Raw genomic sequence first — 22,099 nt, 5'->3', positions numbered from 1 at the left:
TCGCAGGCGGAGCCATCGTGGCCTTCGTGCGCATGGGGGTGCGGGGCGCTCACGCCACCGGCCGGCATACCACAGCCGGCTACGGCGCCGCAGGGATACGGCAGAGGAACCGGGCGCCGTGGCCGACCCCGGGGCTCTCGGCCCAGATCTCCCCGCCGTGCGCCTCGACGAGGGCGCGCGCGATCGCGAGCCCGATGCCGCTGCCGCCCCGGTCGCGGCTGCGCGCGCGGTCGATCCGGTAGAAGCGCTCGAATACCCGCTCCAGATCCTCGGCCGCGAGCCCGACGCCGGTGTCGGCGACGGAGAGCAGCGCGTCGTCGCCGTCGCGGCGAGCGGCGAGCGTGACAACGCCGCCGGAGGGCGTGTGCAGCAGCGCGTTCTCGAGCAGGTTGGCGAGCACCTCCCCGAGGCGGTCGACGTCGACGTCGATCTCGGGGCTGCCGCTCGCGGGCACGACCTCGAGCCTCACCCCCTTCGCCGCGAACGCGGGCGCGGCGGCTTGCGCGGCGGTCTCGAGCAGCGCGCGCGCCTGCACGCGCTGAAGGCGCAGGTCGAGCTGTCGCTCCTCGGCGCGCGACACCTTGGCGACGTCCTCGGTCAGGCGCCCCAGGCGACCGGTCTCGCTCCGCAGCAGCTTCCATGTCGCGGGGCCGGGCTCGACGACGCCGTCGGCCAGCCCCTCGAGGTAGGCGTCGATCGTCGCCAGCGGCGTGCGCAGCTCGTGCGCCACATCCGAGAGGAGACGGCGGCGGCGCTCCTCGGCGGAGTCGAGCGAGGCGGCCATCTCGTTGAAGGCCCGGCCGAGCACGGCCAGCTCGTCCGATCCCGCAACCGTGACGCGTGACCCGTAGTCGCCGCGGGAGATCCTGCGCGCGGCGACCGCGAGGCGGCGCAGCGGGCGCACGAGTCGCGTCCAGACCAGCCAGCCGACCGCGGCGGCGGTGGCGGTCGCCGCGGCGATCCCGAGCGCGAGCGAGAGGACGAGGGCGTCTGCGAATGCCGAGTCGAGGTGCCGCAGCACGTCAGGCGGGACGTAGCCGAGCGCGTTGCGGACGTGGCGATGGAAGATGCCCGGGCCGACGGCGAACGCGACGAGGGCGAGCGTGGCGCTGCCGGCGACGATGACCGCGAGCTGGCCGGCGAGGAGCTTCGCGGTCAGCGTCCGCCGCAGGAGCGCGAGCCGCATCAGCCGGGCCCCATGCGGTAGCCGACGCCGCGCATCGTGCGCACGTACCGCGGCGCCGCCGGGTCGTCGCCGAGCTTGCGGCGCAGGTTCGCGATGTGCACGTCGACGACGTGGTCGTCGCCGAACCACTCCCCTCCCCAGACGCGCTCGAGCAGCCGCGCGCGGCTGAAGACGAGGCGCGGCTCGGACGAGAGCGCGTCGAGGAGGTCGAACTCGAGCCGCGTCAGCTCGACCGGACGCCCGTCGACGCGCACCTCGCGCGCGCCCGGATCGAGCTCGAGCGCGCCGAAGCGGCGGACGGCGTCGCGCCCCGGGTCGGAGCTCCGCGGCCGGCGCAGCATGGCGCGCACACGGGCGATGAGCTCGCCGGGGGAGAAGGGCTTCGTCAGGTAGTCGTCGGCCCCGGTCGAGAGCCCGATGATCTTGTCGACCTCCTCCGCCTTCGCGGTCAGCATCACGATGTACGCGTCGCTGAAGCCGCGGATGTGCCGGCACGCCTCGATGCCGTCGATGCCGGGCAGCATGAGGTCGAGCACGATCAGGTCGGGCCTCTCCGCGCGGGCCAGCGCGACGGCCTGCTCGCCGTCGAAGGCGGCGAGCACCTCGAAGCCCTCGCGTTCGAGGTAGGTCGAGAGGATCTGGACGAGAGGCCGCTCGTCGTCGACGACGAGCGCACGCAGGCGGGCGCCGCTGCGGCGCCCGCCTGTCGAGCTTCCGGCCCCGGCGGCGGTCATTCCTCCATCGCCACGAAGCGGCCGTGCCACCAGTGGTACCAGACGGCGCCCGTGCGCTCGTCGACGGAGAGCATGCCCTCGACCTTGCCGTCTCTGCGCGTGTCGATCGTGAAGTATCCGGGCAACGCCTCCGGCCGGCTCGCCGTCGCGCCGGGCCGCTCGGTGGCAAGCCAGCGGTTGGCGACCTGCTGGGCCTGCGCGGCAGACAGCGGGCCTTCGACATCAGCGGGCGCGGGAGCCCAGCTCGGCCCACCGCCGCTCCCCATCATCCCGGATCCGCCCATCATGCCGCCGCCCATCATGCCGCCTCCGGCAGTGCCGCCCATCATCCCGTAGCGCGTGTTCCACATCATCGCGGGACCGTACTCGAGCGTCACGGCGCCGCTGCGCGGGTCGACGAGCACCTCGGTGGCGGCGCGGCCCTGCTTGTCGTCGAGCAGGACGTAGAAGTGGTTCGCGAACTGCATCACCTCGCCTGTCCTGAGTCCGATCCGGCCGGCGAACCGCTGTGCCTGCGCACGGGCGGCGGCGATGTCGCGCACCGGCCCCTGCCCGCCCGCGTACCAGGAGGTCTGCTTCCCGCCGGCGCCCATCATCGAGTAGGCGCCGCGGTGCATCGGCCCGAAGCCCGGCGCGCCGTCGGTCGCCCGGGAGACCGCGAAGCTCGCGCTCGCCACGAGAGCACCGAGCGCCGCGACAAGAGCCAGTACCGGCAGAAGCCTCGTCCTCATCGCCGTCACCCCCTCGACACGCGGGCGTCACGAAGCTTGCCGCGCAGCTTGTCGTACGTTTCCATGTCGATCTCGCCGCTCGCGAGCCGCCGGTCGAGAACCTCCTCCGGGCGCTCCGCCAGTCCGCCGATGTCGTCCCGGCGTCCGCTGCGCGGGAGCAGCGCCGCGACCGCCCAGACGACGACCGCGATCAGTGCCACCCAGAACACCGACATCAACAGCCAGCCGCCTGCGCTCATCCCGTCGTTGAATCCGTTCATCATCTCGTGCCTCCTTCGTCTGTGTGCCCTGAAGGTAGGCCGAGCCGGTCAAGCGCACGCGGAGCCCGAGTCAAGATTCGATCAAGATCCCGAGCCGCAGAGCGAAGCGGTAGCCCTGGTTCCCTCCGCCGACCGGGCACGGGAGGCTGCGGAGAGCTCGGCGCCAACGACCGGTTATGCTCTCTCGGTGCCGACGATGCTGGCGCTCCGGAAGCGGATGCCCCCGGTGGTCTTCCTGCTGCTCCTGATCCTGGTCGCGATGGTGGTGGGACTGGCGTGCGCGTGCCTGGCAGGCCAGCCGATGCAGGCTGCCGATCGATCGCTGGGCGGGGCTCCGGCGCTCCCGCCGCCGCTCATCGAGCTGTGGGCGCTCCTCACCGCCGTGCTCCTTCCGGTCGCCGTGATGGTCGTCCGCCGCCCGGCGACGACCGGACGTGCCTCGCCCGCGGTGCTGCAGCGCTTTCTCCTCTGAGTCTCAGCCGACGCTCGCCGCGGGCGGCTCTCCGCCGTGCCCGCGCATGTCCGCCACCGGATCGGAGGAGATGGAACACATGGCAAGACCTGCTTCTGGCAGACGATCGGGAAGGGCTCCTGTCGCCGTCCGCGCGCAGACGGCCGGCAGGCCGCGGCGGTCGATCGCGGCTGCGGCCGCCGGCATCGCGGTTCTCGCCGCGGCCGCCCTCGCCTACGTGCTCGGCAGCGGCGGCGACACGACCGTCAACGGCGCAGGGCTCCCGCGCACCCCCGACTACCACTCCCTGCTCGTCGCGCCCACCGACGCGAACGTGCTGCTCCTCGGCACCCACGACGGGCTGTTCCGCTCCGTCGACGGCGGCAGGACGTGGAAGGCGGCGAGCCTCGCCGGCAGCGACGCGATGAGCCTGGCGCGGCCCGCAGCCGGCACCGTCTGGGCCGCGGGCCACGACGTGCTCTCGCGCAGCCGCGACGGCGGCGCAACGTGGCAGGACATACGGCCCGCCGGCCTGCCGAGCCTGGACGTGCACGGCTTCGCGGTCGACCCGCGCGATCCCACCCGCCTGTTCGCGGCGATCGCGGGCGAGGGGCTGTTCCGCTCGACGGACGGCGGCGCGACCTTCACGCGCGTCTCGCGCCGGGTCGGGCCCGGTGTCATGGCCCTTGCGATCCTCCCGGGCGGCCGCCTGCTCGCCGGCGACATGACCGCGAATGCACTCGTCGCGAGCAGCGACGAGGGGGCGACGTGGAAGGGACTCGTCCGCGCGAGCATCATGGCCCTCGCCGTCGACCCCACCGACGGGAAGCGGGTGCTCGCAACCGGCCCCGGCGTGCTGCTCTCGACCGACGGCGGCGTCAGCTGGCGGCAGACGCTCCGGCTGGCAGCGGGGGCCGGGCCGGTCGCCTGGTCGAAGAGCAGCCCGGGAACGGCGTACGCGGTCGGCTTCGACCGCTCCCTCTACCGCAGCGACGACGCCGGAGCGACGTGGGAGCAGGTCGTGGCCGGCGAGGGCAGCTGAGTGACAACACTGCCGAGGCTCACCCTCGGTGCGGGCCGGTCCGTCCGCGACGGCACCCCGAACGGCTACAGCGCCTACGGCCTCACCGGCGTCCCCGAGACCTACTTCGTCGACGCACGAGGACGCGTCGTCGCGCACGCCGTCGGCGCCCTCTCGCGCCGCGAGCTCGAAGCGAGCACCGCCGCGCTCCTCGCGGGGCCCGCCCCATGAGGCTCGCGCTCGTCTCCATCGGCGCTTCCGCGCTCCTGCTGGGCGTACTCGCGCTCGCTCTTGCCGGCCGCGGCCCCTCGGGCGCGCCGGTCGGCGTCGGAGCGGGGCCGTTCCGCGGCAGCGAGGCGCCCGCACGCATTCGCATGCCCGCCTTCTCGCTCCACGACGTTGACGGCGCCGTGGTCTCCTCGAACGGCCTGATCGGGAAGGTCGTCATCCTCACCTTCCTCGACACCCGCTGCAAGGAGGCGTGCCCGATCATCGCCGGACAGCTCGCGAGCACCGCGGCCCTGCTCACAACCGAAGAGCGAAGTCAGGTCGCCTTCGTCGCCATCACGAGCGATCCCCGCGTCGACGACCCGACCGCCGTTCGCGCGTTTCTCGAACGCCACCGGGCGCTCGGCACGGTGCACTACCTGAGCGGGCGGACGCCCACGCTGCGGAGGCTCTATCGCTCTTTCCAGATCCTCTCGACGCTCGAGTCGGGCGATGCCGACACCCACTCCGCCCCCGTCCGCATCTACAGCCGCGACGGCGTCTGGCTCGCCACCCAGCACGCCGGCGCCGACCTCACCCCCACCAACCTCGCCCACGACATCCGCGTCGCGCTGCGACGCTGAGCCGGGCAGACGACCGCCGGAGAACGGTCTACCGAGCAAGCCCGCGGTGGCAGCACCACATGCCGTCGCTCACGAGCCCGTGCCCGACGGGGCCGCGCCGTTCGCGCTGTGCAGGAAGGCGATGAGGTCCGCCATCTCGTCGTCCTGGAAGGTCGGTACCGGCAGTCCTTCCTTCTTGAAGTAGACGAGCATCGCCGGCAGGTGGTCCCAGATGCGCCCGGACATGTTCGCCACGTCGCGCGCGGACAGATGGCCGGCCATGAAGTCGAGCGGCGGCGCGTCCTTGCCGCCCTGGCCGCCGTAGGAATGACGATCGGCGCAACCCTTCGAGACGAACGGCCTCGAGCCGGCGGCCGGGTCGCCGAAGTCGGCCGCCGAGAGGTTGGTCCCTACACGGCTCCTCTACGCCCGCGGGATGTCCGCGAGCAGCGTCTCGGGTTGGACGAACATGGTCTGGTAGTCGTTGCGCCAGCGGATCCGGCCTGTCCTGTCGAGGAGCACGAACGTGTGCCCGGCGGTATCGGGGTGCATGCCCTGACCGAGGACGTCGTAGGCCCGAGACATGTCGCGGTCCTCGTCGCTGATCAGCGGCGTCGTGATGCCGTACGCAGCGGCAGCCTGCCTGAGCGCCGAGGGCGGGTCGGTGGTGATGTTCACGAGCACGAGCCCGCGTCGCTCCAGCTCGTCGGCTCGCTGCTGCAACGACTGGATCTGCTCGAAGCACGCCTGGCACATGACGCCCTCGCTGAAGAAGAGAAGGACGTTCCTGCCCCGCAGCGTGGCGCTCGAGACCGGGTCGCCGGTGACGGCGTCGCGCTCCGCGAAGGAGGGAGCCGGGCCCGAGGCCGGGCGGTCGGCGGTGGCGCCGGGCGCACCACGCTCGAACAGGCGTGGCACGACGAAGCTGGCGGCCAGCAGCGCGACGACGCCGGCCCCGGCGGCGATCCACTGCCACGATGTGCTCCTTGACCCGACGCGACGCCGTGGGTCTTTGACCGGAGCGGTCGGGTGCTTGCTCATGACGTCTTCTCTCCTTTGTCTCTCAGCACCGTGTAGAGCAGGAAACCGGTGAGCACGATGACGCCCGGCGCGAAGACGACGTTCGGGATGTCGTCGATCCGGCTCCCGACCGACCTCATCGCCTCGCCGAGGGTGCGCTGGAACCCGGGTGCCGCCTCCGCGTTGCCGGTGAGCGCGAGTGCGATGAACAGCACGCCGAAGACGGCGAAGATCGCGCTGCCGGCGAGGCGCGAAGCGGTGATGCGCTTCGCGTACGAGCCGACACGGAGGGTGAGCCGGCGATCGGGGATGCGGCCGTGCAGGCGGCCCGCGGCGAACGCGACCGGCAGCAGCGGCGCGATCAGGCCGAGGATGTAGGCACCGCCGAGCAGCAGGCCGCCCGGGATCGACGCGCTCGTCGCGGAGAGGGCGATCGCGCCGGCGAGCACCGGCGCGCAGCAGGCGGTCGCGGCGCCCGAGAACGCGCCGAGGCCGAACACCGACAGCTTCGACCCTGTCAGCTGCGGCTGCGGCACCGAGAGCGGGAGCATCGAGCCGCGGTAGAGAGCGATCGCGACGCCGATCATCATCACCCCGCCGAGCACGAACAGCTGCGGGTGCCAGCCGCTGATGCGCGAGGCGAGCGCCGCCGCGCCGAGGGTGATCGGCAGGACGACGAGCGACACGCCGGCGACGTAGATCGCGCTCATCCGCGCCACGCGCATCCGGCTGCCGCCGGAGACGGCCGCGAGGTACGTCGGGAGCATGACGCCGGAGCAGCATGGCGCGAAGAAGGCGACGAGACCGGCCGCGAACGCGGCTGCGACCGAGCCGGCGAGCAGGAGGTCGGTCACAGCCCGAGCTCCTTGCGCAACCGCCTTTGCGAGAGCCGTCCGTACGCGACGACGCGCGTGCCGTCGGCGAGCACGGGCAGGAACGCCAGCGGGACGCCCTGCGCGGCGAGGTCTGCAGCCTCCGCAGAGAGAACGTCGACCTCGCGGTAGGAGACGCCGAGCGCACCGAGCGTCTCGCGCCCGTGCTCGCAGAGATGGCAGCCGGCTCCCGTGACGAGGGTGAGTCCCATCGCCGACGACGATCGGCCCCGGCTGTGAAGGTGCCGTGAAGCTCGGCGAAGTTCCGTGGTTTCTACGGAGCGCTTCGGCGCAGGTCGTCCACGAGCTCCCCCGGCTACGGCTCGAGGCGCCGTGCTCCTCCCTTCATGCCGTCTTCACATCGGCCCGGCACCGTACGCTTCGAGGCGTCCCGTGAACAAGAAGATCGTGGTCATCGACGACGAGCAGTCCGTGCAGGACGTCGTCAGGGCGTACCTCGAGAAGGACGGCTACCTCGTCTACGTGGCGGGGAACGGCGGCGACGGGCTCGCGCTCGCCGAGCGGACGACGCCCGCGCTGATCGTGCTCGACTTGATGCTCCCCGACGTGTCCGGCGAGGAGATCTGCCGGCAGATCAGGCAGCGATCGGACGTGCCGATCCTGATGCTGACCGCGAAGGCGAGCGAGGACGAGCGTGTCGGCGGCCTGCAGCTCGGCGCCGACGACTACCTGACGAAGCCGTTCAGCCCCCGCGAGCTCGTCGCTCGCGTGCGCGCGGTGCTGCGCCGCTCGCAGGACGTCGAGACGCCGCTCGTCGAGGTGCTCTCGTTCGACGGCGGAGCGCTCGAGGTCGACACCGTGCAGCACGAGGTGAGGCGGGACGGCGCGCCCGTCGACCTGACGCCGAACGAGTACAAGCTGCTCGTCACACTCGCCCGCTACCCCGGCCGCGTCTACTCGCGCTTCGAGCTGATCAACCATGTCCAGGGCTACGACTTCGAGGGGTACGAGCGCACGATCGACGCGCACGTGAAGAACCTGCGCAAGAAGATCGAGCCCGACCCGCGGCACCCACGCTACGTCGAGACGGTGTTCGGCGCCGGCTACCGGCTGCACAAGGCATGACGTCCTTCGCCCGCCTGGGTCTGCGGGCGCGACTCGCGATCGCCCTCGTCAGCGTCGCCGTGCTCACGGTCGGCCTCGCCACTCTGCTCGCCAACCGCGGCCTCCCTCCGCTCGTGGACGACGCCGCGCGGTCGCGCCTGCAGCGCTCCGCCGCGCACGTGGCCGGGATCGCCGCAGCCGTCTATCGAGACGAGGGCGGCTGGTCGCCCGCAGCCCGGGAGACGGTGGCGCACGTGGCAGCGCTGGACGGCCTGCGGATCGTCGTGCGCATAGACGGCAGGCGCTACGGGCCAGACCTCACGAGCGCCGTGACGGCGGACGCGGCCGTCACGGTCGGCGGCCGACGCGTGGGCAGCGTCGAGGTCGCACAGGAAGGCGACGGCCTGCTCACGCCCGAGGAGGCACACCTCCAGCACGCGCTCGACAGGCTCCATCTCGCCGCCGGCGCGGCGGCGGCCGTCGCCGCGCTGCTGCTCGCCTTCGTCCTCGCGGAGACGCTTTCGCGGCCGCTCCGCCGGATCCGGGTTGCCGCCCAGCGCATCGGACAGGGGGATCTGAGCGTGCGCGTCGAGCCGGTCGGCGACCCCGAGGTGCGCTCCGTCGCACAGGCCCTGAACCGGCTCGCGGAGACGCTCGAGCACGAGGAGGAGATCCGCAAGCAGACGGTCGCCGATCTCGCGCACGAGCTGCGTACCCCGGTCAACGGCCTCCTCGCTCGTATCGAGGCGGCGCAGGACGGGGTCCTCACAGGACACGACAACCTGGAGGCGATGCACGAGGAGGCGCTGCGCCTCACACGGCTGCTCGACGACCTGTCCCGCCTGGCCGACGCCGAGCAACCCGGTCTCCTGCTCGAGAAGCAGCCGCTCGACCTCGGCGAGGTCGTCAGGTCCACCGGCGCGTCCTTCTCCCCTCGCTTCGCCGACGCGGGCGTGGGATTCGATGTCCATGTCCGGCCGGCCTGGGTCGACGGCAACGCCGGCCGTCTCGAGCAAGTCGTGTCCAACCTGCTCTCGAACGCGCTTCGCTACACGGAGCGTGGCGGCTCGGTGACGGTCGCGGTCGGGCGCACCGGCAACGAGGCGGTCCTGGAAGTCGCGGACACCGGCATCGGCATCGAGCCGGACGACCTGCGCCACGTCTTCACGCGCTTCTGGCGCGGAGATCGCTCCCGTTCGCCCGCGACGGGCGGATCCGGCATCGGCCTTGCCATCGTCCGCGAGCTCGTGCGCGCCCACGACGGCCGCATCGACGTCGACAGCACGGTGGGCAAGGGCTCGCGGTTCCGCGTCGTGCTGCCCGCGGTCGAGCGGCCGACGCCGGCGAAGCACCCGGCGCCCGAGCTCGACCGCGCGGGCACGTAGCGGTCCTGGCGCCGCGTTCATGCGACCGGCAGATCTCCTTCACCGGTCCTCCACACACGCGCGTCACTGTGGAGAGCGTCAAGTGAAAGGACGGAAGATGCTGCTCCCGGCGATCAGGCGCAGCCGACGACCGCTCAGGTCGCGGCTTGCCAGCGAGGGCGGGGCGGGGCTCGTGCGCGTGTGCGGCGGCTACAGCCCGGACGTCGTGTACGCGCGCGCCGGAGACCCGATCCGCATCACGTTCCTGCGCGAGGAGACGGCCTCGTGCTCGGAGCGGGTCGTGTTTCCGGCCTTCGGGAAGAGCGCGATGCTGCCCTACGGGACGAGCGTCGTGGTCGAGCTGCCGCCGAGCCCGCCCGGCACCTACGAGTTCACCTGCGCGATGAACATGCTCCGCGGCAGGCTCGTCGTCGAAGAGCGCCGATGACGCCGCTCGCCGCCGGGCGACTCCCCGGCCCGAAGCGCGGCGGCAGCGAGAGACCCGACCACGAGGCGTGAGGAGGGGCGGACGGGGCGTGGAGGCGGCGTCCCGTCAGCGCGCCGACGGCCGTGGAGGCGTAGACGGCGAGCCAGAGCACCGCACATGCCCTTCACACGATCAGCAGACGCACTTCACGTGGTCTTCAGCGCCGCACGCGACAGTTGGGATCCGACCGTCCTAGGAGGCTCACATGTACTGGCAGCTGGGTTCCGTCCTCTACGCGCCGACGAGGCTCGCCGGCAGCGACCGTGGCGGGAGAGCGATCCATGACTAGCGTCGCCCTCGAACGAAGAACGCTCGCGGGGCGCGCCTGGAGCGCGGTGCTCGCCGCCTGGGGCGGCTTCGTCGGTCTCCTCCCGCACGTCCTCCATCACGTGGGGCCGCTCGCGGGCGCTGCGCTGCTCGCCGGCGCGACCGGGCGCGCCCTGTTCGCCGCAATCGGGTTCGTGGCCGCGATCCCCTTCCTGCGCCGCGTCCACCGCCGCTTCGGCAGCTGGCGCGCTCCGGCGATCGCGCTCGCGATCTTCGTGGCGATGTTCTCGGTCTCGAGCTTCGTGATCGGGCCCGCCATCTCCGGCGGCGGCGAGTCGAACCAGCCGTCGATCGAGCAACCGGGCGGTGGCCATGCAGGGCACCACTGAGACAGGCGAGGACGGCTCGGCCTCGCGGCCACGGGAAGAAGGCGCGTGATGGACGGCTACGGTTACGGGCTCTGGGTGCTGGTGGTCGTCAACTCGTTGATCTTCGTCGTCTTCGCGGCGAGCTTCTTCCACCCGCGCTCGCGGCGCGACTGGCGCGTGCTCGGCGGCTTCTCCGCCTTCGTCGTCGCACTCTTCACGGAGATGTACGGCTATCCGCTGACGGTCTACCTGCTCACGGGCCCGCTCGGTGGGATCGTCCCCGGCGTCGGCCTCTCCCACAACGCGGGGCACCTGTGGGCCGACCTGATCGGCTGGAAGGGCGATCCGCACGTGAGCCCGTTCCACCTCGCGAGCTACGTGTTCGTCATCGGCGGCTTCTGGCTGATCGCCGCCGCCTGGCGCGTGCTGTTCGCCGCTCTCAAGGCCGAGACGCTCGCGACGACCGGGCCGTACGCGCGCCTGCGCCATCCGCAGTACGCCGGATTCGTCCTGATCATGATCGGCTTCCTGCTGCAGTGGCCGACGCTTGCGACGCTCGTCATGTTCCCCGTCCTGCTCCTCGTCTACCGGCGCCTGGCGATACGCGAGGAAGCGGAGGTCGCCGCGCGCTTCGACATGGAGTGGGAGCGCTACCGTGAGCGGACGCCGCGGTTCGTCCCGCGCCTGCAGCAGCCGCCCTCGTCGCCGCTGCCCGGCAAGCCGTGACGGCCGCTGGGGCGTGCCGGACGCCCGCCGCCGGCTCCTCGCCGGGCCGGCAAAGGTCGTCGTCTCCCTCTCCGCGGTCGTGGCGGCGGTCGCTCTCGTGCTGCTCCTGAGCGGCCTGCGACGCGGCCTGGGCGAGCAGGTGACGACCTACCTCGACCACCAGCCTCCTGTCCTCGTGTCGCGTTCAGCAGCCGCGAGACGGCCAACGCCCTGAACGAGCTGCCCGGCACGGCGACGTTCCTCCTCGTCACCCCGCAGCGCGGACGTACGATACCCCTGTAGGGTATGATCGAAACCGACGACCGCAGGAGGAAAGGGATATGAGCACGACGCTCACGTACACCGTGCCCGGCATGCACTGCGGCCACTGCAAGGCCGCCGTCACTGAGGAGGTCTCGGCCCTCGAGGGGGTGGAGTCCATCGTCGTCGATCTCGAGTCGAAGCGCGTCGATGTTGTCGGCGAGCGTCTCGACGACGCCGCGATCCGCGCCGCGATCGAGGAGGCGGGGTACGAGGCGGCGTGACGACCACCGTCGCCGATAGTCCCGAACGCGTCCACCTCGAGATCGAGGGCATGACGTGCGCCTCGTGCGCGGCGCGGATCGAGAAGAAGCTGAACAGGCTCGAAGGCGTCGAGGCGACCGTCAACTACGCGACCGAGGAGGCGGCCGTCTCCTTCGACCCGGAGCGCGTCGACGTGGACGCGCTGATCGCGGCCGTGGAGGCGGCCGGCTATCGCGCCGCGCTGCCGTCCGACATCGCCGGCGGCGACGACCCGACCCGGCTGCTGCGCCGGCGCCTGCAGGTCGCCGTGATCCTGAGCGTCCCGCTGGCGGTGCTGGCGATGGTCCCGCCGCTGCAGTTCGGCCGCTGGGAGTGGGTCGCGCTCGCGCTGTCCACGCCCGTCGTGTTCTGGGCGGGCTGGCCGTTCCACCGCGCGGCCTTCCAGAACGCACGGCACGGCGTGGCGACGATGGACACGCTGATCTCGATCGGCACGCTGGCGGCGTGGCTGTGGTCGACCGTCGTCCTCGTCGGCGGCCTCGCCGCGGACACCTACTTCGAGGTCGGCGCCGTGATCACGGCGCTGATCCTGCTCGGCCGCTACCTCGAGGCGCGCGCGAAGCGCCGCTCGGGCGAAGCGATCCGCGCCCTGCTCGAGCTCGGCGCGAAGGAGGCGCGCGTGCTCCGCGACGGCGAGGAGGTGCTCGTGCCGATCGGCGAGCTCGTCGTGGGGGACATGTTCGTGGTGCGGCCGGGCGAGAAGATCGCGACCGACGGCGTCGTCGTCGAGGGCGTCTCCGCCGTCGACCAGTCGATGCTGACGGGCGAGCCGGTGCCGGTCGAGGTTGCGCCCGGCTCCGAGGTCGCCGGCGCGACGATCAACACCTCGGGCCGTGTCGTCGTCGAGGCGACGAAGGTCGGGGCCGATACGGCGCTCGCGCAGATCGCCCGCCTCGTCGCCGAGGCGCAGGCAGGCAAGGCGCCGATCCAGCGGCTCGTCGACCGCGTCTCGAGCGTGTTCGTGCCCATCGTGATCGGCATCTCCCTCGCGACGCTCAGCGGCTGGCTCGTCTTCGACGGCAGCGTCTCCGCCGCGTTCACCGCCGCCGTCGCCGTCCTCATCATCGCGTGCCCCTGCGCTCTCGGGCTGGCGACCCCGACGGCGCTGATGGTCGGCACCGGCCGCGGCGCCCAGCTCGGCATCCTCATCAAGGGCCCGGAGGTGCTCGAGCAGACGCGGCGGATCACGACGATCGTGCTCGACAAGACCGGCACCGTCACCGAGGGGAAGATGTGGGTCGCCGACGTCGTCACCGCCGCCGGCACCGATCTGCGGGAGCTGCTCCACCTCGCCGGCTCGGCCGAGAACGCGAGCGAGCACCCGATCGCCCGCGCGATCGCCGAGCGCGCGCACACCGAGATCGGCCGGCTCGCAAGCGTCGAGAGCTTCACGAACCGGGCGGGGATGGGCATCGAGGCCGTGGTCGACGGACATGCGGTCGTCGTCGGACGTCCCGCCACGCTCGAGAGCGAATGGGGGCTTCGCTTCCCACCCGACCTGACCGCGGCGCGCGAGCAGGCGGAGGCCCGCGGCCAGACGGTCGTCGCAGCTTCCTGGGACGGTGCCGTTCGAGGCATCTTCGTCATCGCCGATCGGATCAAGCAGTCCTCCGCCGACGCCGTCGCGGAGCTGAGGCAACTCGGCCTCACCACGGTGCTCCTCACCGGCGACAACGCGCGCACCGCCGCGGTCGTCGCCGCCGAGGTCGGCGTCGAACGCGTGCGCGCCGACGTGCTCCCGTCCGACAAGAGCGCCGAGGTGGCGCGCCTGCAGCAGGCGGGAGAGGTCGTCGCGATGGTCGGCGACGGCGTCAACGACGCGCCCGCGCTCGCCCAGGCCGACCTCGGCCTTGCGATCGGCACCGGCACCGACGTCGCGATCGAGGCGAGCGACATCACGCTCGTCTCCGGCGACCTGCGCGCCGCCGTCGACGCCATCCGCCTCGCCCGCCGGACGCTGCGCACGATCAAGGGCAACCTGTTCTGGGCCTTCGCCTACAACGTCGCCGCGATCCCGCTCGCGGTCGCCGGCCTGCTCAACCCGATCGTCGCCGCGGCTGCGATGGCGTTCTCGAGCATCTTCGTCGTCACGAACTCGCTGCGGCTGCGCCGCTTCCACAGCGTCAGGGAGGGAACGTGAGCCACGGCTACGCGAAGGACAAGGACGCGCTGATCAAGCGCCTGCACCGGATCGAGGGTCAGGTTCGCGGTATCGAGAGGATGGTCGAGGGCGACCGCTACTGCATCGACATCCTCACCCAGATCGCCGCGGTGAGGACCGCGCTCGAGCACGTGGGCGCCAGGCTGCTCGAGGACCACGTCAACCACTGCGTCGCCGGCGCGATCAGATCCGGCGACGACGCCGCCGTCGCGCACAAGACCACCGAGCTGCTCGAGGCCGTGCAGCGATTCGTGAAGACCCGGTAGCGCCCGCATGCGCGCGGATGCACCCGCGAGCGGGCACGACCACCCCGGGCAGCGGCCGCCCGCCGTAGCGGCCGAGACCACCACGCTCCACGTCGGGGGTCTCTACCGCGCGTCCGAGAAGGCGGTCGTCGAACGGTCGCTCGCTGCCCGGCCGGGCGTTCTCGCCGTCGACGCGAATCCGGTCGCCCAGACGGCGACGGTCAGGTTCGACCCGCGGGAGACCACGGTCGCGGCACTGCGCTCGTGGGTCGAGGAATGCGGCTTCCACTGCGCCGGTCAATCGGTTCCCGGCCACGTGTGCGACCCGCTGCACGAGCCCTCGCCACAGGAGTCTCCGCTCGAACGCGTCCACGACCACGGCGGGCACGGAGCGCCCGCCGCGGCGGCGGCGGGGGGCGACGGCGGAGCGAGCGAGCGAGCCGCCCACGCGCACGGGCACGGCGACGGCGGCCATGCCGGGATGTCGATGGCGGGAATGGTGCGCGAGATGCGCGACCGCTTCCTCGTCGCGGTCGCGCTCGCTGTCCCGATCGCCGTCTGGTCGCCGATGGGCGAGAGCCTGTTCGGCTCCATCCCCCCCACCCCGCTCGGAATGCGCACGGAGGTCTGGCAGCTCCTCCTCAGCCTGCTGGTCGTCTTCTACTCGTCCTCGATCTTCTTCCGCGGCGCCTACCACGCGCTGAGGGCGAGAACGCTCGACATGATGGTGCTCGTCGCCGTCGCGATCGGTACCGGCTGGGTCTACTCCGTCGCGGCCACGTTCTGGATCGAGGGCGAGGTCTTCTACGAGGCGTCCGCGTTCCTGGCGGCATTCGTCCTGCTCGGGCACTGGTTCGAGATGCGCGCCCGCGGCGGCGCGAACGACGCCATCCGCGCGCTGCTCGACCTGGCTCCGCCGCAGGCCGTCGTGCTGCGGGACGGTGTCGAGCTGGAGATCCCGACGGCGGACGTCGTCGTCGGCGACCTGCTGCTGATCCGGCCGGGAGCGAAGGTGCCGGTCGACGCGGAGGTGGTCGAGGGCGAGAGCGCCGTCGACGAGTCGATGGTCACGGGCGAGAGCCTGCCCGTCTCGAAGCGCCCGGGCGAGGCGCTGATCGGGGCGACGATCAACAAGAACGGGACGCTGCGGGCGAAGGCGACCGCCGTCGGGGCGGACACGGCGCTCGCGCAGATCGTCGAGCTCGTGCAGGAGGCGCAGAACTCGAAGGCGCCGGCACAGCGGCTCGCCGACCGTGCCGCCTTCTGGCTCGTGCTCGTCGCCCTCGTCGGCGGGGCCGGGACGTTCCTCGTCTGGTACCTGGCGGCGGGCGTCTCGGTGCAGCGGGCGCTCGTCTTCGCGATCACGGTCGTCGTGATCACCTGCCCGGACGCGCTCGGACTGGCGACGCCGACGGCGATCATGGTCGGTACCGGCCTCGGCGCCGAGCGCGGCATCCTGTTCAAGAACGCGGTCGCGCTCGAGCGGATCGCCTCGCTCGATACCGTCGTCCTCGACAAGACGGGGACGCTGACGAGGGGTCAGCCGGAGGTCGTCGAGGTCGCGACGGCTGACGGTGTCGGCGAGGCCGACGTGTTGCGACTCGTCGCCGCGGTCGAGCGCGAGAGCGAGCACCCGCTCGCCGAAGCGATCGTCGCGTCGGCGACGAGTCGCGGCATCGAGATACCTCGGGCCGTCGAGTTCGAGGCGGTGCCGGGACACGGCGCGATCGCGCGCGTCGACGGACGGCGTGTCGCGGTCGGCAACCAGAGGCTGCTCGACCGCGAGCGGGTCGCGCTCGACGGGCTCGCGGACAGGGCCGGGGTGCTCGCCGAAGAAGGACGCACCGTGGTGCGCGTCGCCGTCGACGGCAAGGCGGCGGGGCTGATCGCGATCGCGGACGCGGCCCGCGATACCGCAGCCGAGGCGGTCGCCGCCCTGAAGGAGATCGGCATCACGCCCGTCATGCTCACCGGCGACAACGAGGCCACGGCACGGCGCATCGCCGCCGAGGTCGGTATCGACGAGGTGCTCGCGGACGTGCTCCCCGGCGACAAGGCGGCGAAGGTGGCGGAGCTGCAGGCCGCCGGGCGCAAGGTCGCGATGGTCGGCGACGGCGTCAACGACGCCCCCGCCCTCGCGCAGGCCGACGTCGGCATCGCCATCGGCGCCGGCACGGATGTCGCGATCGAGACCGCCGACGTCGTGCTGATGCGCTCCGACCCGCTCGACGTCGCGACAGCGGTGCGGATCGGACGCGGCACCGTGCACAAGATGCGCCAGAACCTCGGCTGGGCGATCGGCTACAACTCGCTCGCGCTCCCGATCGCCGCAGGCATCTTCGGGCGCTGGGGCCTCGTGCTCCGTCCCGAGGTCGCCGCCATCTCGATGTCCGGCTCGAGCGTCGTCGTCGCCGTGAACGCGCTCGCGCTGAAACGGCTGCGGCTGCCGGGACACCGTGCCGGCGAAGGCTGAGCGAGACGTGAAGAACCGACGATCTCGGGAGCTCGCAAGGTTCCGGAGCCTCCGTCGCGAATACGATGCAGATCGTGATCCGCCTCCGCAGGAGCATCGAGCACGCCCTGCGGCACCCGATCCTGGGGCCGCTGCTCCTCGTCCTGCTCGCGGTCGTGCTCGCACTCATGGTCGTCCACGAGGGAAGCGAAGAGGCGATCGGCGACGCGGGTGACCTCTGCATGGGGATCGCCCTCCTGCTCGTCGCGATCGTCGCTCTCGTCCGTGTGCGGCCGCTGCTGATCATGACCGCCGCGGAGGTCGTGCGCGGGCCGCCAGGGTTCGCCGTCCGCGCTCTTGCGGACGGATGCAGCACGCCGTCGTGCTCTCCGCTGCGGCTGTAGGGCGACCCGGCCCCGCCCGGGGCCTCCTGTCGCTCTTCATCGCCGAAACGGAGGGTTTCACCGTGAACGAGAAGGTCATCACCGCCCTGCCGCGCCCGTCGCGCGCCTACGCGCCGGCGCCGACGCCCGCCTGGGTCGAGCGCGTCGACTCGTGGGAGTCGGTCGCCGACTCGCCCGCGTTCGTCGGGTTCGCGAAGCGGATTCTCGAGCTCGCCGCGCCGCAGCCGCACGACGTCGCCGTCGACCTCGGCTGCGGCACCGGGCTGCTCGCGCTTCCGCTCGCGGAGCTGACGTCGCGCGTGAGCGCCGTCGACTATTCGAAGACGATGCTCGCGCGACTCGCCGATCGGGCGCAAGCCGGTCGGCTGGAGAACCTCGACCCCGTGCATGCCGACCTCCGCGAGCTTCCGCTCGAGGACGAGTCGGCAACCGTGGTGGTGTCGAACTACGCCTTCCACCACCTCGCCGACGAGGGCAAGGAGCTCGCGCTCAGCGAGGCGCGACGGGTGCTTCGCCCCGGAGGACGGCTCGTCGTCTGCGACATGATGTTCGCCCTGTCGCTCGCCCCGCGCGATCGCGCGATCATCACCAGCAAGGTCGTCGCGATCGCCCGCAAGGGCCCGGGCGGCATCCTCCGTCTCGCCCGCAACGCCGGGCGCGTGGCGGCCGGGCGCTGGGAGCACCCGTCGCCGCCGCAGCGATGGCGGGAGATGCTCGAGGGACGGAGCTTCACGGCCGTCACCGTCGAGCCGATCGAGCACGAGGCGGGGATCGCGTGTGCCCGCCGCCCCCTCAGGCGGGCATCGTGAAGCCCGCGGCCCTCATCGGCGCCCTCGCGATCGGCGTCGCCGCATGGCTCGTCTCCACCTCGCCCGGGACGACGGGCGCAACGAGCGTGAACGCGTCGGCGTCGGGGTCGAAGGCGCCCGCCGGCCGCGCGCGTCGCGTCGGGCCCGTGCCCGTCGTCCGCCAGGTGTTCAGGAACAACTGCGAGACGGCCGCTCTGTCGATGATCCTCGCGGCGGCGGGCCGGCCGGTCGACCAGCGCGCGCTGCAGCAGGCCGTGGCGAAGAGCGGCCCGCTCGACCCGATCGTCGCGTCGGACGGGACATGGGTCTGGGGCGACCCCGATCGAGGCTTCGTGGGGCGCGCGGCCGGCGGCGGCACGGCGGGCGGCTTCGGCGTCTACCAGGGCCCGATCCGGCGGCTGGCCGCGGTCCACGGCGTGGCGCTCGCCGACCTGAGCCGCAGGCCGGTCGAGGACATCTATGCGCGCGTGGCGCGAGGTCGGCCGGTGATGGCCTGGGTCGGCCTCTCGGAGGGTCCCTACCGCCGCTGGTCGACACCGGCCGGGAAGACGGTCGGCGTGAACTTCGGAGAGCACACGGTCGTGCTGGTCGGCATGCGCGGGACCGGCCTGCTCGTGAACGATCCTCTCGTCGGGGAGCGGGTCGTCTGGTCGCGTGCGACCTTCGAGAGGAGGTGGAGCCTGCTCGGCAGGCGCGCGCTGGGGCTGTAGTGCCGGGGCTGCCGTCGGCGCCGCCGGCTGAGTAGCATGGGTCGTCGATGAGCGCGCCCGCCCTAGTCGGCGCCGGCAGGCCGACGGTGCGGATCCGGGGTACCCGGTACCCGGTTCTGCTGCCGACGCTCCGCGATCCCCGCCTCCACCTGGCGGCGGTGATCGTGTCGTTGCAGGTGCTCGGGCAGACGGCGTTCGCGTTCCGGCTCTCGATCGCCCAGATCCTCGTGGCGCTGCTCACGTGCGCGGTGCTCGAGGTCGGGATCGCCTTCTGGCGCCGGCGGGTGATCATGTGGCCCGCGAGCGCGCTCCTGACCGGAAACGGCGTCGCCTTCATCCTGCGCGTGCCCGGCACCGAGCACGGCGACTGGTGGAGCCTCCGCGGCGCGTGGATCTTCGCAGGGACGTCGGCCGTGGCGCTGCTCTCGAAGCACCTGATCCGCGTCCGCGGCCGGCACATCTTCAATCCGTCGAACGTCGGTCTCGTGCTCGGCTTCCTGCTGCTCGGCCCGGAGCTCGCCGACCCGCTCGAGTTCTGGTGGGGGCCGACGTCGACGTGGCTCGTGCTCGCCCTGACGATCATCGTCGCCGGTGGGCTCGTGATCCTCGCGCGCCTGCGCCTGCTCGGCATCGCCGTCGTCTTCTGGCTCACGTTCGCCGCCGCCCTCGGCGTGCTCGCCGCCGCCGGGCATGCGATGACCGCACGCTGGCATCTCGGCCCGATCGCGGACGCGGAGTTCTGGCGCGTGCTCGTGTTCTCGCCCGAGATCCTCGTCTTCCTCTTCTTCATGATCACCGACCCGAAGACGGTTCCCGACGGCCGCCTCGGACGCCGCCTGTACGCCGCTTCCGTGGCGCTGCTCGCGGCGCTCCTCATCGCGCCGCAGAAGACCGAGTTCGGAAGCAAGGTCGCGCTCCTCGGCGCCCTCACGCTCGTGTGCGCGGCGCGGCCGCTGGTGGAGCGGCTCGCCGCCCGCGGCGCCCCGGCCTGGGCGGCCCGCCTCCTGCGGGGCGAGGGCCCCGGCGTGGCCGCGATGCGCACCGCGACGGCGCTCACGGCAGCGGCGGCCGCCGCGGGGTTGCTCGTCCTGGCCGGCATCCCCGCCCGCTCGAGCGCCGGGGCGGCGAACGCGCGGGCGACGAGCGCCGGCGGCCTGCCCCAGGTGACGGTGGGGCCGTCGAAGGGCGTCGCGACCCGGATCGACCCGCGTACGGCGCGGCAGATCGCCGCCGACGTCGTCGCCGACCTCCGCGCCGAGGCGGATGCGCTACGGCGGCGAGACACCGCCCGTGCAGCCGCCGGCGCCGGCGGCGCCCGGCTCGCGGCGCTGCTGCGCGCGATCCGCGCTGCAGGCGGGCGCGCCGTCGTCGTGCCCGACTACCACGTCGAGCGCATGCGCGTCACGCTCGAGCCCGGCAAGGGCCAGGCGCCGCCGACGGTCGTCGCGGCGCTCGAGGGGACGGTGCGGCAGGCGACATACGCGGGGTCGGCCCCGGCGGTCGCGCGCCGCGGCGACCCGGCACGCTTCGCGCACACGCTCGAGCTCGCGCTCGTGGACGGCAGGTACGTGATCGTTGGCTCCCGGGGCTCCGCGGCCGCTTTCCCCGGCACGCCGGCTGCGGAGACCGCGGCCGCCTCGGGCTTCGCCGGCGTGCGTCTGACGGACGTCGCCGCGCAGGTGGGGCTCGACTTCCGTCAGGGCGCGTTCCGCTTCGGGGTCACGGCCGATCCGGTGGCGATGATGGGAGGCGGGCTGTGCTGGCTCGACTACGACAACGACGGCTGGCTCGACCTGTTCGTCGTGAACTCGTACTCGGAGCTCGACATCGGCCGCTGGCAGGAGCAGGGTGGGCTGCCGCGCAGCGCCCTCTTCCACAACGTGAGGGGCAGGTTCGTCGACGTGAGCCGCGGCTCGGGGGCCGACCTTCCCCTGCGCGGGAACGGGTGCGTGGCGGCGGACTTCGACCTGGACGGCAGGACGGACATCTACGTGACGACCGGCGGGTACAACGTGGCAACCGACGGGTACGACGCGCTCCTGTGGAACAACGGCGACGGCACGTTCAGCGAGGGTGCCCGCGCGGCAGGGATCACCTCGTCCGGCTGGCACGCGGGCGCGGCGGTCGGCGACGTCAACGGCGACGGGCGGCCCGACCTGTTCGTCGCCGGCTACACCGATCTCAACGCCCCGCTCCCGGGCTCAGCGGCCGGCTTTCCCACCGGCTACAAGGGTGTGCGCGACCGCCTCTACCTCAACGAGGGCCCGGCCGCCGGGACGCGCGCGAGGTTCCGCGAGGTGGGGGCGCAGGCGGGAATCGAGAAGGCCGGGATCGAGCACGGCCTCGGGGCGCTGTTCAGCGACGTCAACGGCGACGGGCGCCTCGACCTGTACGTCGCCAACGACGCGGACCCGAACCGGCTGTACGAGAACGTCCCGTGGCCGGGAGGCGCGGCCGCCGACCCTGCCGGGCTCGGCTTCCGGCTCGAGGAGCGTGCGCGCCGCGAAGGCGTCGCCGACCCGAACGCCGGCATGGGCATCGCCTCCGCGGACTACAGCGGCGACGGGCGCCCCGACCTGTTCGTGACGAACTCCCACGGCCAGCTGCACGCGGTCTACCGCAGCAGGGGCCCGCGGGCGCGGGGAGCGTCGTTCACGGACGCGCGCCCGGGCTTCGCCTCCGCCTTCGACACGAGCCTCGCCGGCTGGGGCGTGTCATGGGTCGATCTCGACCTCGACGGCAATCCCGACCTCGCCGTCGCCAACGGCGCCATCCCGGTCATGAACCTGGCGAAGGACGCGGAGCCGATCCAGGTGTTCGAGAACCTCTCCGGGCAGGGGCAACCGGGGCAGTTCGCCGACGCCGGCGGGCTCGCCGGCCTGCGCCGGCTGCCGCGCGTCAACGGCCGCGGTCTCGCGGCGGCCGACTTCGACAACGACGGCAACGTCGACGTCGCGGTGAGCTCGATCGGCGGCAGGCTCGTCCTGCTGCGGAGCACCGCGCCGGCCCGCCACTGGCTCGAGGTGAAGCTGACGACGTTCTCTCCCGGCGCCGTGGTCACCGCCGTCTTGCCCGACGGGCGCCGGCTCGTGCGCGAGGTGCATGCCGGCAGCAGCTACCTCTCCTCGGAGGATCCGCGCGTCCATTTCGGCCTGGGAGACGCGGCCAGGGTGCGAGAGCTCCGCGTCCGCTATCCGGACGGCAGGGAGACCCGCCTCGCGGACGTCGCCTCGAACCAGATCGTCGTCGTCGGTCGCGGGCGGTAGACGCGCCACGCGAGGGCGATCGACCCGCTCACGGGACGCACGCATCGCACGGCACCTCGCGCGTGCGGCGTGGCCCGCGGCTCGAGGTTCGAGCTCGACCGTTGCG

At 72.6% G+C, this 22,099-nt stretch carries 25 protein-coding genes and 1 pseudogene; 18 read left to right on the top strand and 8 right to left on the bottom strand.

All coding sequences use genetic code 11. From position 1 onward, the window contains the following. Positions 1–79: 79 nt before the first annotated feature. Genes Gocc_RS12935 through Gocc_RS12920 form a run of 4 tightly spaced genes read right to left on the bottom strand, consistent with a single transcriptional unit; the run spans position 80 to position 2,914 of the window. Complete coding sequence (locus Gocc_RS12935; RefSeq protein ID WP_114796989.1) at positions 80–1,186, bottom strand: sensor histidine kinase; 1,107 nt, start codon at positions 1,184–1,186, stop codon at positions 80–82. Beyond that, complete coding sequence (locus Gocc_RS12930; RefSeq protein ID WP_114796988.1) at positions 1,186–1,920, bottom strand: response regulator transcription factor; 735 nt, start codon at positions 1,918–1,920, stop codon at positions 1,186–1,188. The genes Gocc_RS12935 and Gocc_RS12930 overlap by 1 nt, the downstream gene beginning before the upstream one ends. Further along, entirely contained in the window at positions 1,917–2,651 is a 735-nt protein-coding gene (locus Gocc_RS12925; protein WP_220150616.1) for a hypothetical protein, read from the bottom strand. The genes Gocc_RS12930 and Gocc_RS12925 overlap by 4 nt, the downstream gene beginning before the upstream one ends. Positions 2,652–2,656: 5 nt before the next feature. After that, on the bottom strand, positions 2,657–2,914 hold the full coding sequence (locus Gocc_RS12920) for an SHOCT domain-containing protein (RefSeq protein ID WP_220150615.1): 258 nt from the start codon (positions 2,912–2,914) through the stop codon (positions 2,657–2,659). Positions 2,915–3,098: 184 nt separating this feature from the next. Here Gocc_RS12920 and Gocc_RS12915 point away from each other — a divergent pair, with 184 nt between their 5' ends. From Gocc_RS12915 to Gocc_RS12900, 4 genes are all read left to right on the top strand, one after another. Beyond that, the gene (locus Gocc_RS12915) at positions 3,099–3,383 is read left to right on the top strand and encodes a hypothetical protein (protein ID WP_114796987.1); all 285 of its coding nucleotides are present in this window, start codon (positions 3,099–3,101) and stop codon (positions 3,381–3,383) included. Positions 3,384–3,462: 79 nt separating this feature from the next. Further along, a complete protein-coding gene (locus Gocc_RS12910) occupies positions 3,463–4,404 on the top strand; it encodes a WD40/YVTN/BNR-like repeat-containing protein (protein ID WP_147281300.1) in 942 nt (313 codons plus the stop codon). Beyond that, on the top strand, positions 4,405–4,614 hold the full coding sequence (locus Gocc_RS12905; protein WP_114796985.1) for a TlpA family protein disulfide reductase: 210 nt from the start codon (positions 4,405–4,407) through the stop codon (positions 4,612–4,614). Further along, a complete protein-coding gene (locus tag Gocc_RS12900; protein WP_114796984.1) occupies positions 4,611–5,234 on the top strand; it encodes an SCO family protein in 624 nt (207 codons plus the stop codon). Before Gocc_RS12905 ends, Gocc_RS12900 begins: the two co-directional genes overlap by 4 nt. A 69-nt stretch (positions 5,235–5,303) precedes the next feature. Here the strand turns inward: Gocc_RS12900 and Gocc_RS12895 are convergent. From Gocc_RS12895 to Gocc_RS16320, 4 genes and pseudogenes are all read right to left on the bottom strand, one after another. Beyond that, positions 5,304–5,576 (bottom strand): annotated as a pseudogene (locus tag Gocc_RS12895) (hypothetical protein); the annotation flags it as partial. 60 nt (positions 5,577–5,636) lie between these two features. Beyond that, the gene (locus Gocc_RS12890; RefSeq protein ID WP_114796982.1) at positions 5,637–6,254 is read right to left on the bottom strand and encodes a peroxiredoxin family protein; all 618 of its coding nucleotides are present in this window, start codon (positions 6,252–6,254) and stop codon (positions 5,637–5,639) included. Beyond that, complete coding sequence (locus Gocc_RS12885; protein ID WP_181813665.1) at positions 6,251–7,087, bottom strand: cytochrome c biogenesis CcdA family protein; 837 nt, start codon at positions 7,085–7,087, stop codon at positions 6,251–6,253. The genes Gocc_RS12890 and Gocc_RS12885 overlap by 4 nt, the downstream gene beginning before the upstream one ends. Then, positions 7,084–7,317, bottom strand: coding sequence for a glutathione S-transferase N-terminal domain-containing protein (locus Gocc_RS16320; protein WP_181813664.1), 234 nt, complete (start codon positions 7,315–7,317; stop codon positions 7,084–7,086). The genes Gocc_RS12885 and Gocc_RS16320 overlap by 4 nt, the downstream gene beginning before the upstream one ends. Positions 7,318–7,498: 181 nt before the next feature. Between Gocc_RS16320 and Gocc_RS12880 the strand changes: the two genes are divergently transcribed. From Gocc_RS12880 to Gocc_RS12815, 14 genes are all read left to right on the top strand, one after another. Further along, positions 7,499–8,191, top strand: a complete 693-nt coding sequence (locus Gocc_RS12880; protein WP_114796980.1) for a response regulator transcription factor — start codon at positions 7,499–7,501, stop codon at positions 8,189–8,191. Further along, positions 8,188–9,555 carry a sensor histidine kinase gene (locus tag Gocc_RS12875; protein WP_114796979.1) on the top strand — a complete coding sequence of 456 codons (1,368 nt, stop codon included), beginning with the start codon at positions 8,188–8,190 and terminating at the stop codon, positions 9,553–9,555. Before Gocc_RS12880 ends, Gocc_RS12875 begins: the two co-directional genes overlap by 4 nt. Positions 9,556–9,652: 97 nt before the next feature. Further along, positions 9,653–9,982, top strand: coding sequence for a cupredoxin domain-containing protein (locus Gocc_RS12870; protein ID WP_114796978.1), 330 nt, complete (start codon positions 9,653–9,655; stop codon positions 9,980–9,982). A gap of 320 nt (positions 9,983–10,302) precedes the next feature. Next, positions 10,303–10,677 carry a hypothetical protein gene (locus tag Gocc_RS12865; protein WP_147281299.1) on the top strand — a complete coding sequence of 125 codons (375 nt, stop codon included), beginning with the start codon at positions 10,303–10,305 and terminating at the stop codon, positions 10,675–10,677. A gap of 48 nt (positions 10,678–10,725) precedes the next feature. Further along, complete coding sequence (locus Gocc_RS12860; RefSeq protein ID WP_114796976.1) at positions 10,726–11,382, top strand: methyltransferase family protein; 657 nt, start codon at positions 10,726–10,728, stop codon at positions 11,380–11,382. Between the two features lie 13 nt (positions 11,383–11,395). Further along, complete coding sequence (locus tag Gocc_RS12855) at positions 11,396–11,596, top strand: hypothetical protein (RefSeq protein WP_114796975.1); 201 nt, start codon at positions 11,396–11,398, stop codon at positions 11,594–11,596. A 106-nt stretch (positions 11,597–11,702) separates the two neighbouring features. Continuing rightward, the gene (locus Gocc_RS12850; protein WP_114796974.1) at positions 11,703–11,906 is read left to right on the top strand and encodes a heavy-metal-associated domain-containing protein; all 204 of its coding nucleotides are present in this window, start codon (positions 11,703–11,705) and stop codon (positions 11,904–11,906) included. A 50-nt stretch (positions 11,907–11,956) separates the two neighbouring features. Next, positions 11,957–14,086, top strand: a complete 2,130-nt coding sequence (locus Gocc_RS12845) for a heavy metal translocating P-type ATPase (protein ID WP_114797057.1) — start codon at positions 11,957–11,959, stop codon at positions 14,084–14,086. Next, positions 14,083–14,373 carry a metal-sensitive transcriptional regulator gene (locus Gocc_RS12840; RefSeq protein ID WP_114796973.1) on the top strand — a complete coding sequence of 97 codons (291 nt, stop codon included), beginning with the start codon at positions 14,083–14,085 and terminating at the stop codon, positions 14,371–14,373. The genes Gocc_RS12845 and Gocc_RS12840 overlap by 4 nt, the downstream gene beginning before the upstream one ends. 7 nt (positions 14,374–14,380) lie before the next feature. Next, a complete protein-coding gene (locus Gocc_RS12835) occupies positions 14,381–16,825 on the top strand; it encodes a heavy metal translocating P-type ATPase (protein ID WP_114796972.1) in 2,445 nt (814 codons plus the stop codon). A gap of 74 nt (positions 16,826–16,899) precedes the next feature. Further along, entirely contained in the window at positions 16,900–17,208 is a 309-nt protein-coding gene (locus Gocc_RS12830) for a hypothetical protein (RefSeq protein ID WP_114796971.1), read from the top strand. 62 nt (positions 17,209–17,270) lie between these two features. Then, positions 17,271–18,017: a class I SAM-dependent methyltransferase gene (locus tag Gocc_RS12825; RefSeq protein ID WP_181813663.1), complete on the top strand. Its 747-nt coding sequence runs from the start codon at positions 17,271–17,273 to the stop codon at positions 18,015–18,017. Next, a complete protein-coding gene (locus tag Gocc_RS12820) occupies positions 18,014–18,727 on the top strand; it encodes a C39 family peptidase (protein ID WP_181813662.1) in 714 nt (237 codons plus the stop codon). The genes Gocc_RS12825 and Gocc_RS12820 overlap by 4 nt, the downstream gene beginning before the upstream one ends. A gap of 47 nt (positions 18,728–18,774) precedes the next feature. Further along, positions 18,775–21,993: a CRTAC1 family protein gene (locus Gocc_RS12815; RefSeq protein ID WP_114796968.1), complete on the top strand. Its 3,219-nt coding sequence runs from the start codon at positions 18,775–18,777 to the stop codon at positions 21,991–21,993. Positions 21,994–22,099: the final 106 nt, after the last annotated feature.

The sequence above is a fragment of the Gaiella occulta genome (assembly GCF_003351045.1).
Classification (GTDB): domain Bacteria; phylum Actinomycetota; class Thermoleophilia; order Gaiellales; family Gaiellaceae; genus Gaiella; species Gaiella occulta.
The sequence above is the reverse complement of the archived record's forward strand: the minus strand, read 5'-3'. Positions and strand labels throughout refer to the sequence as shown.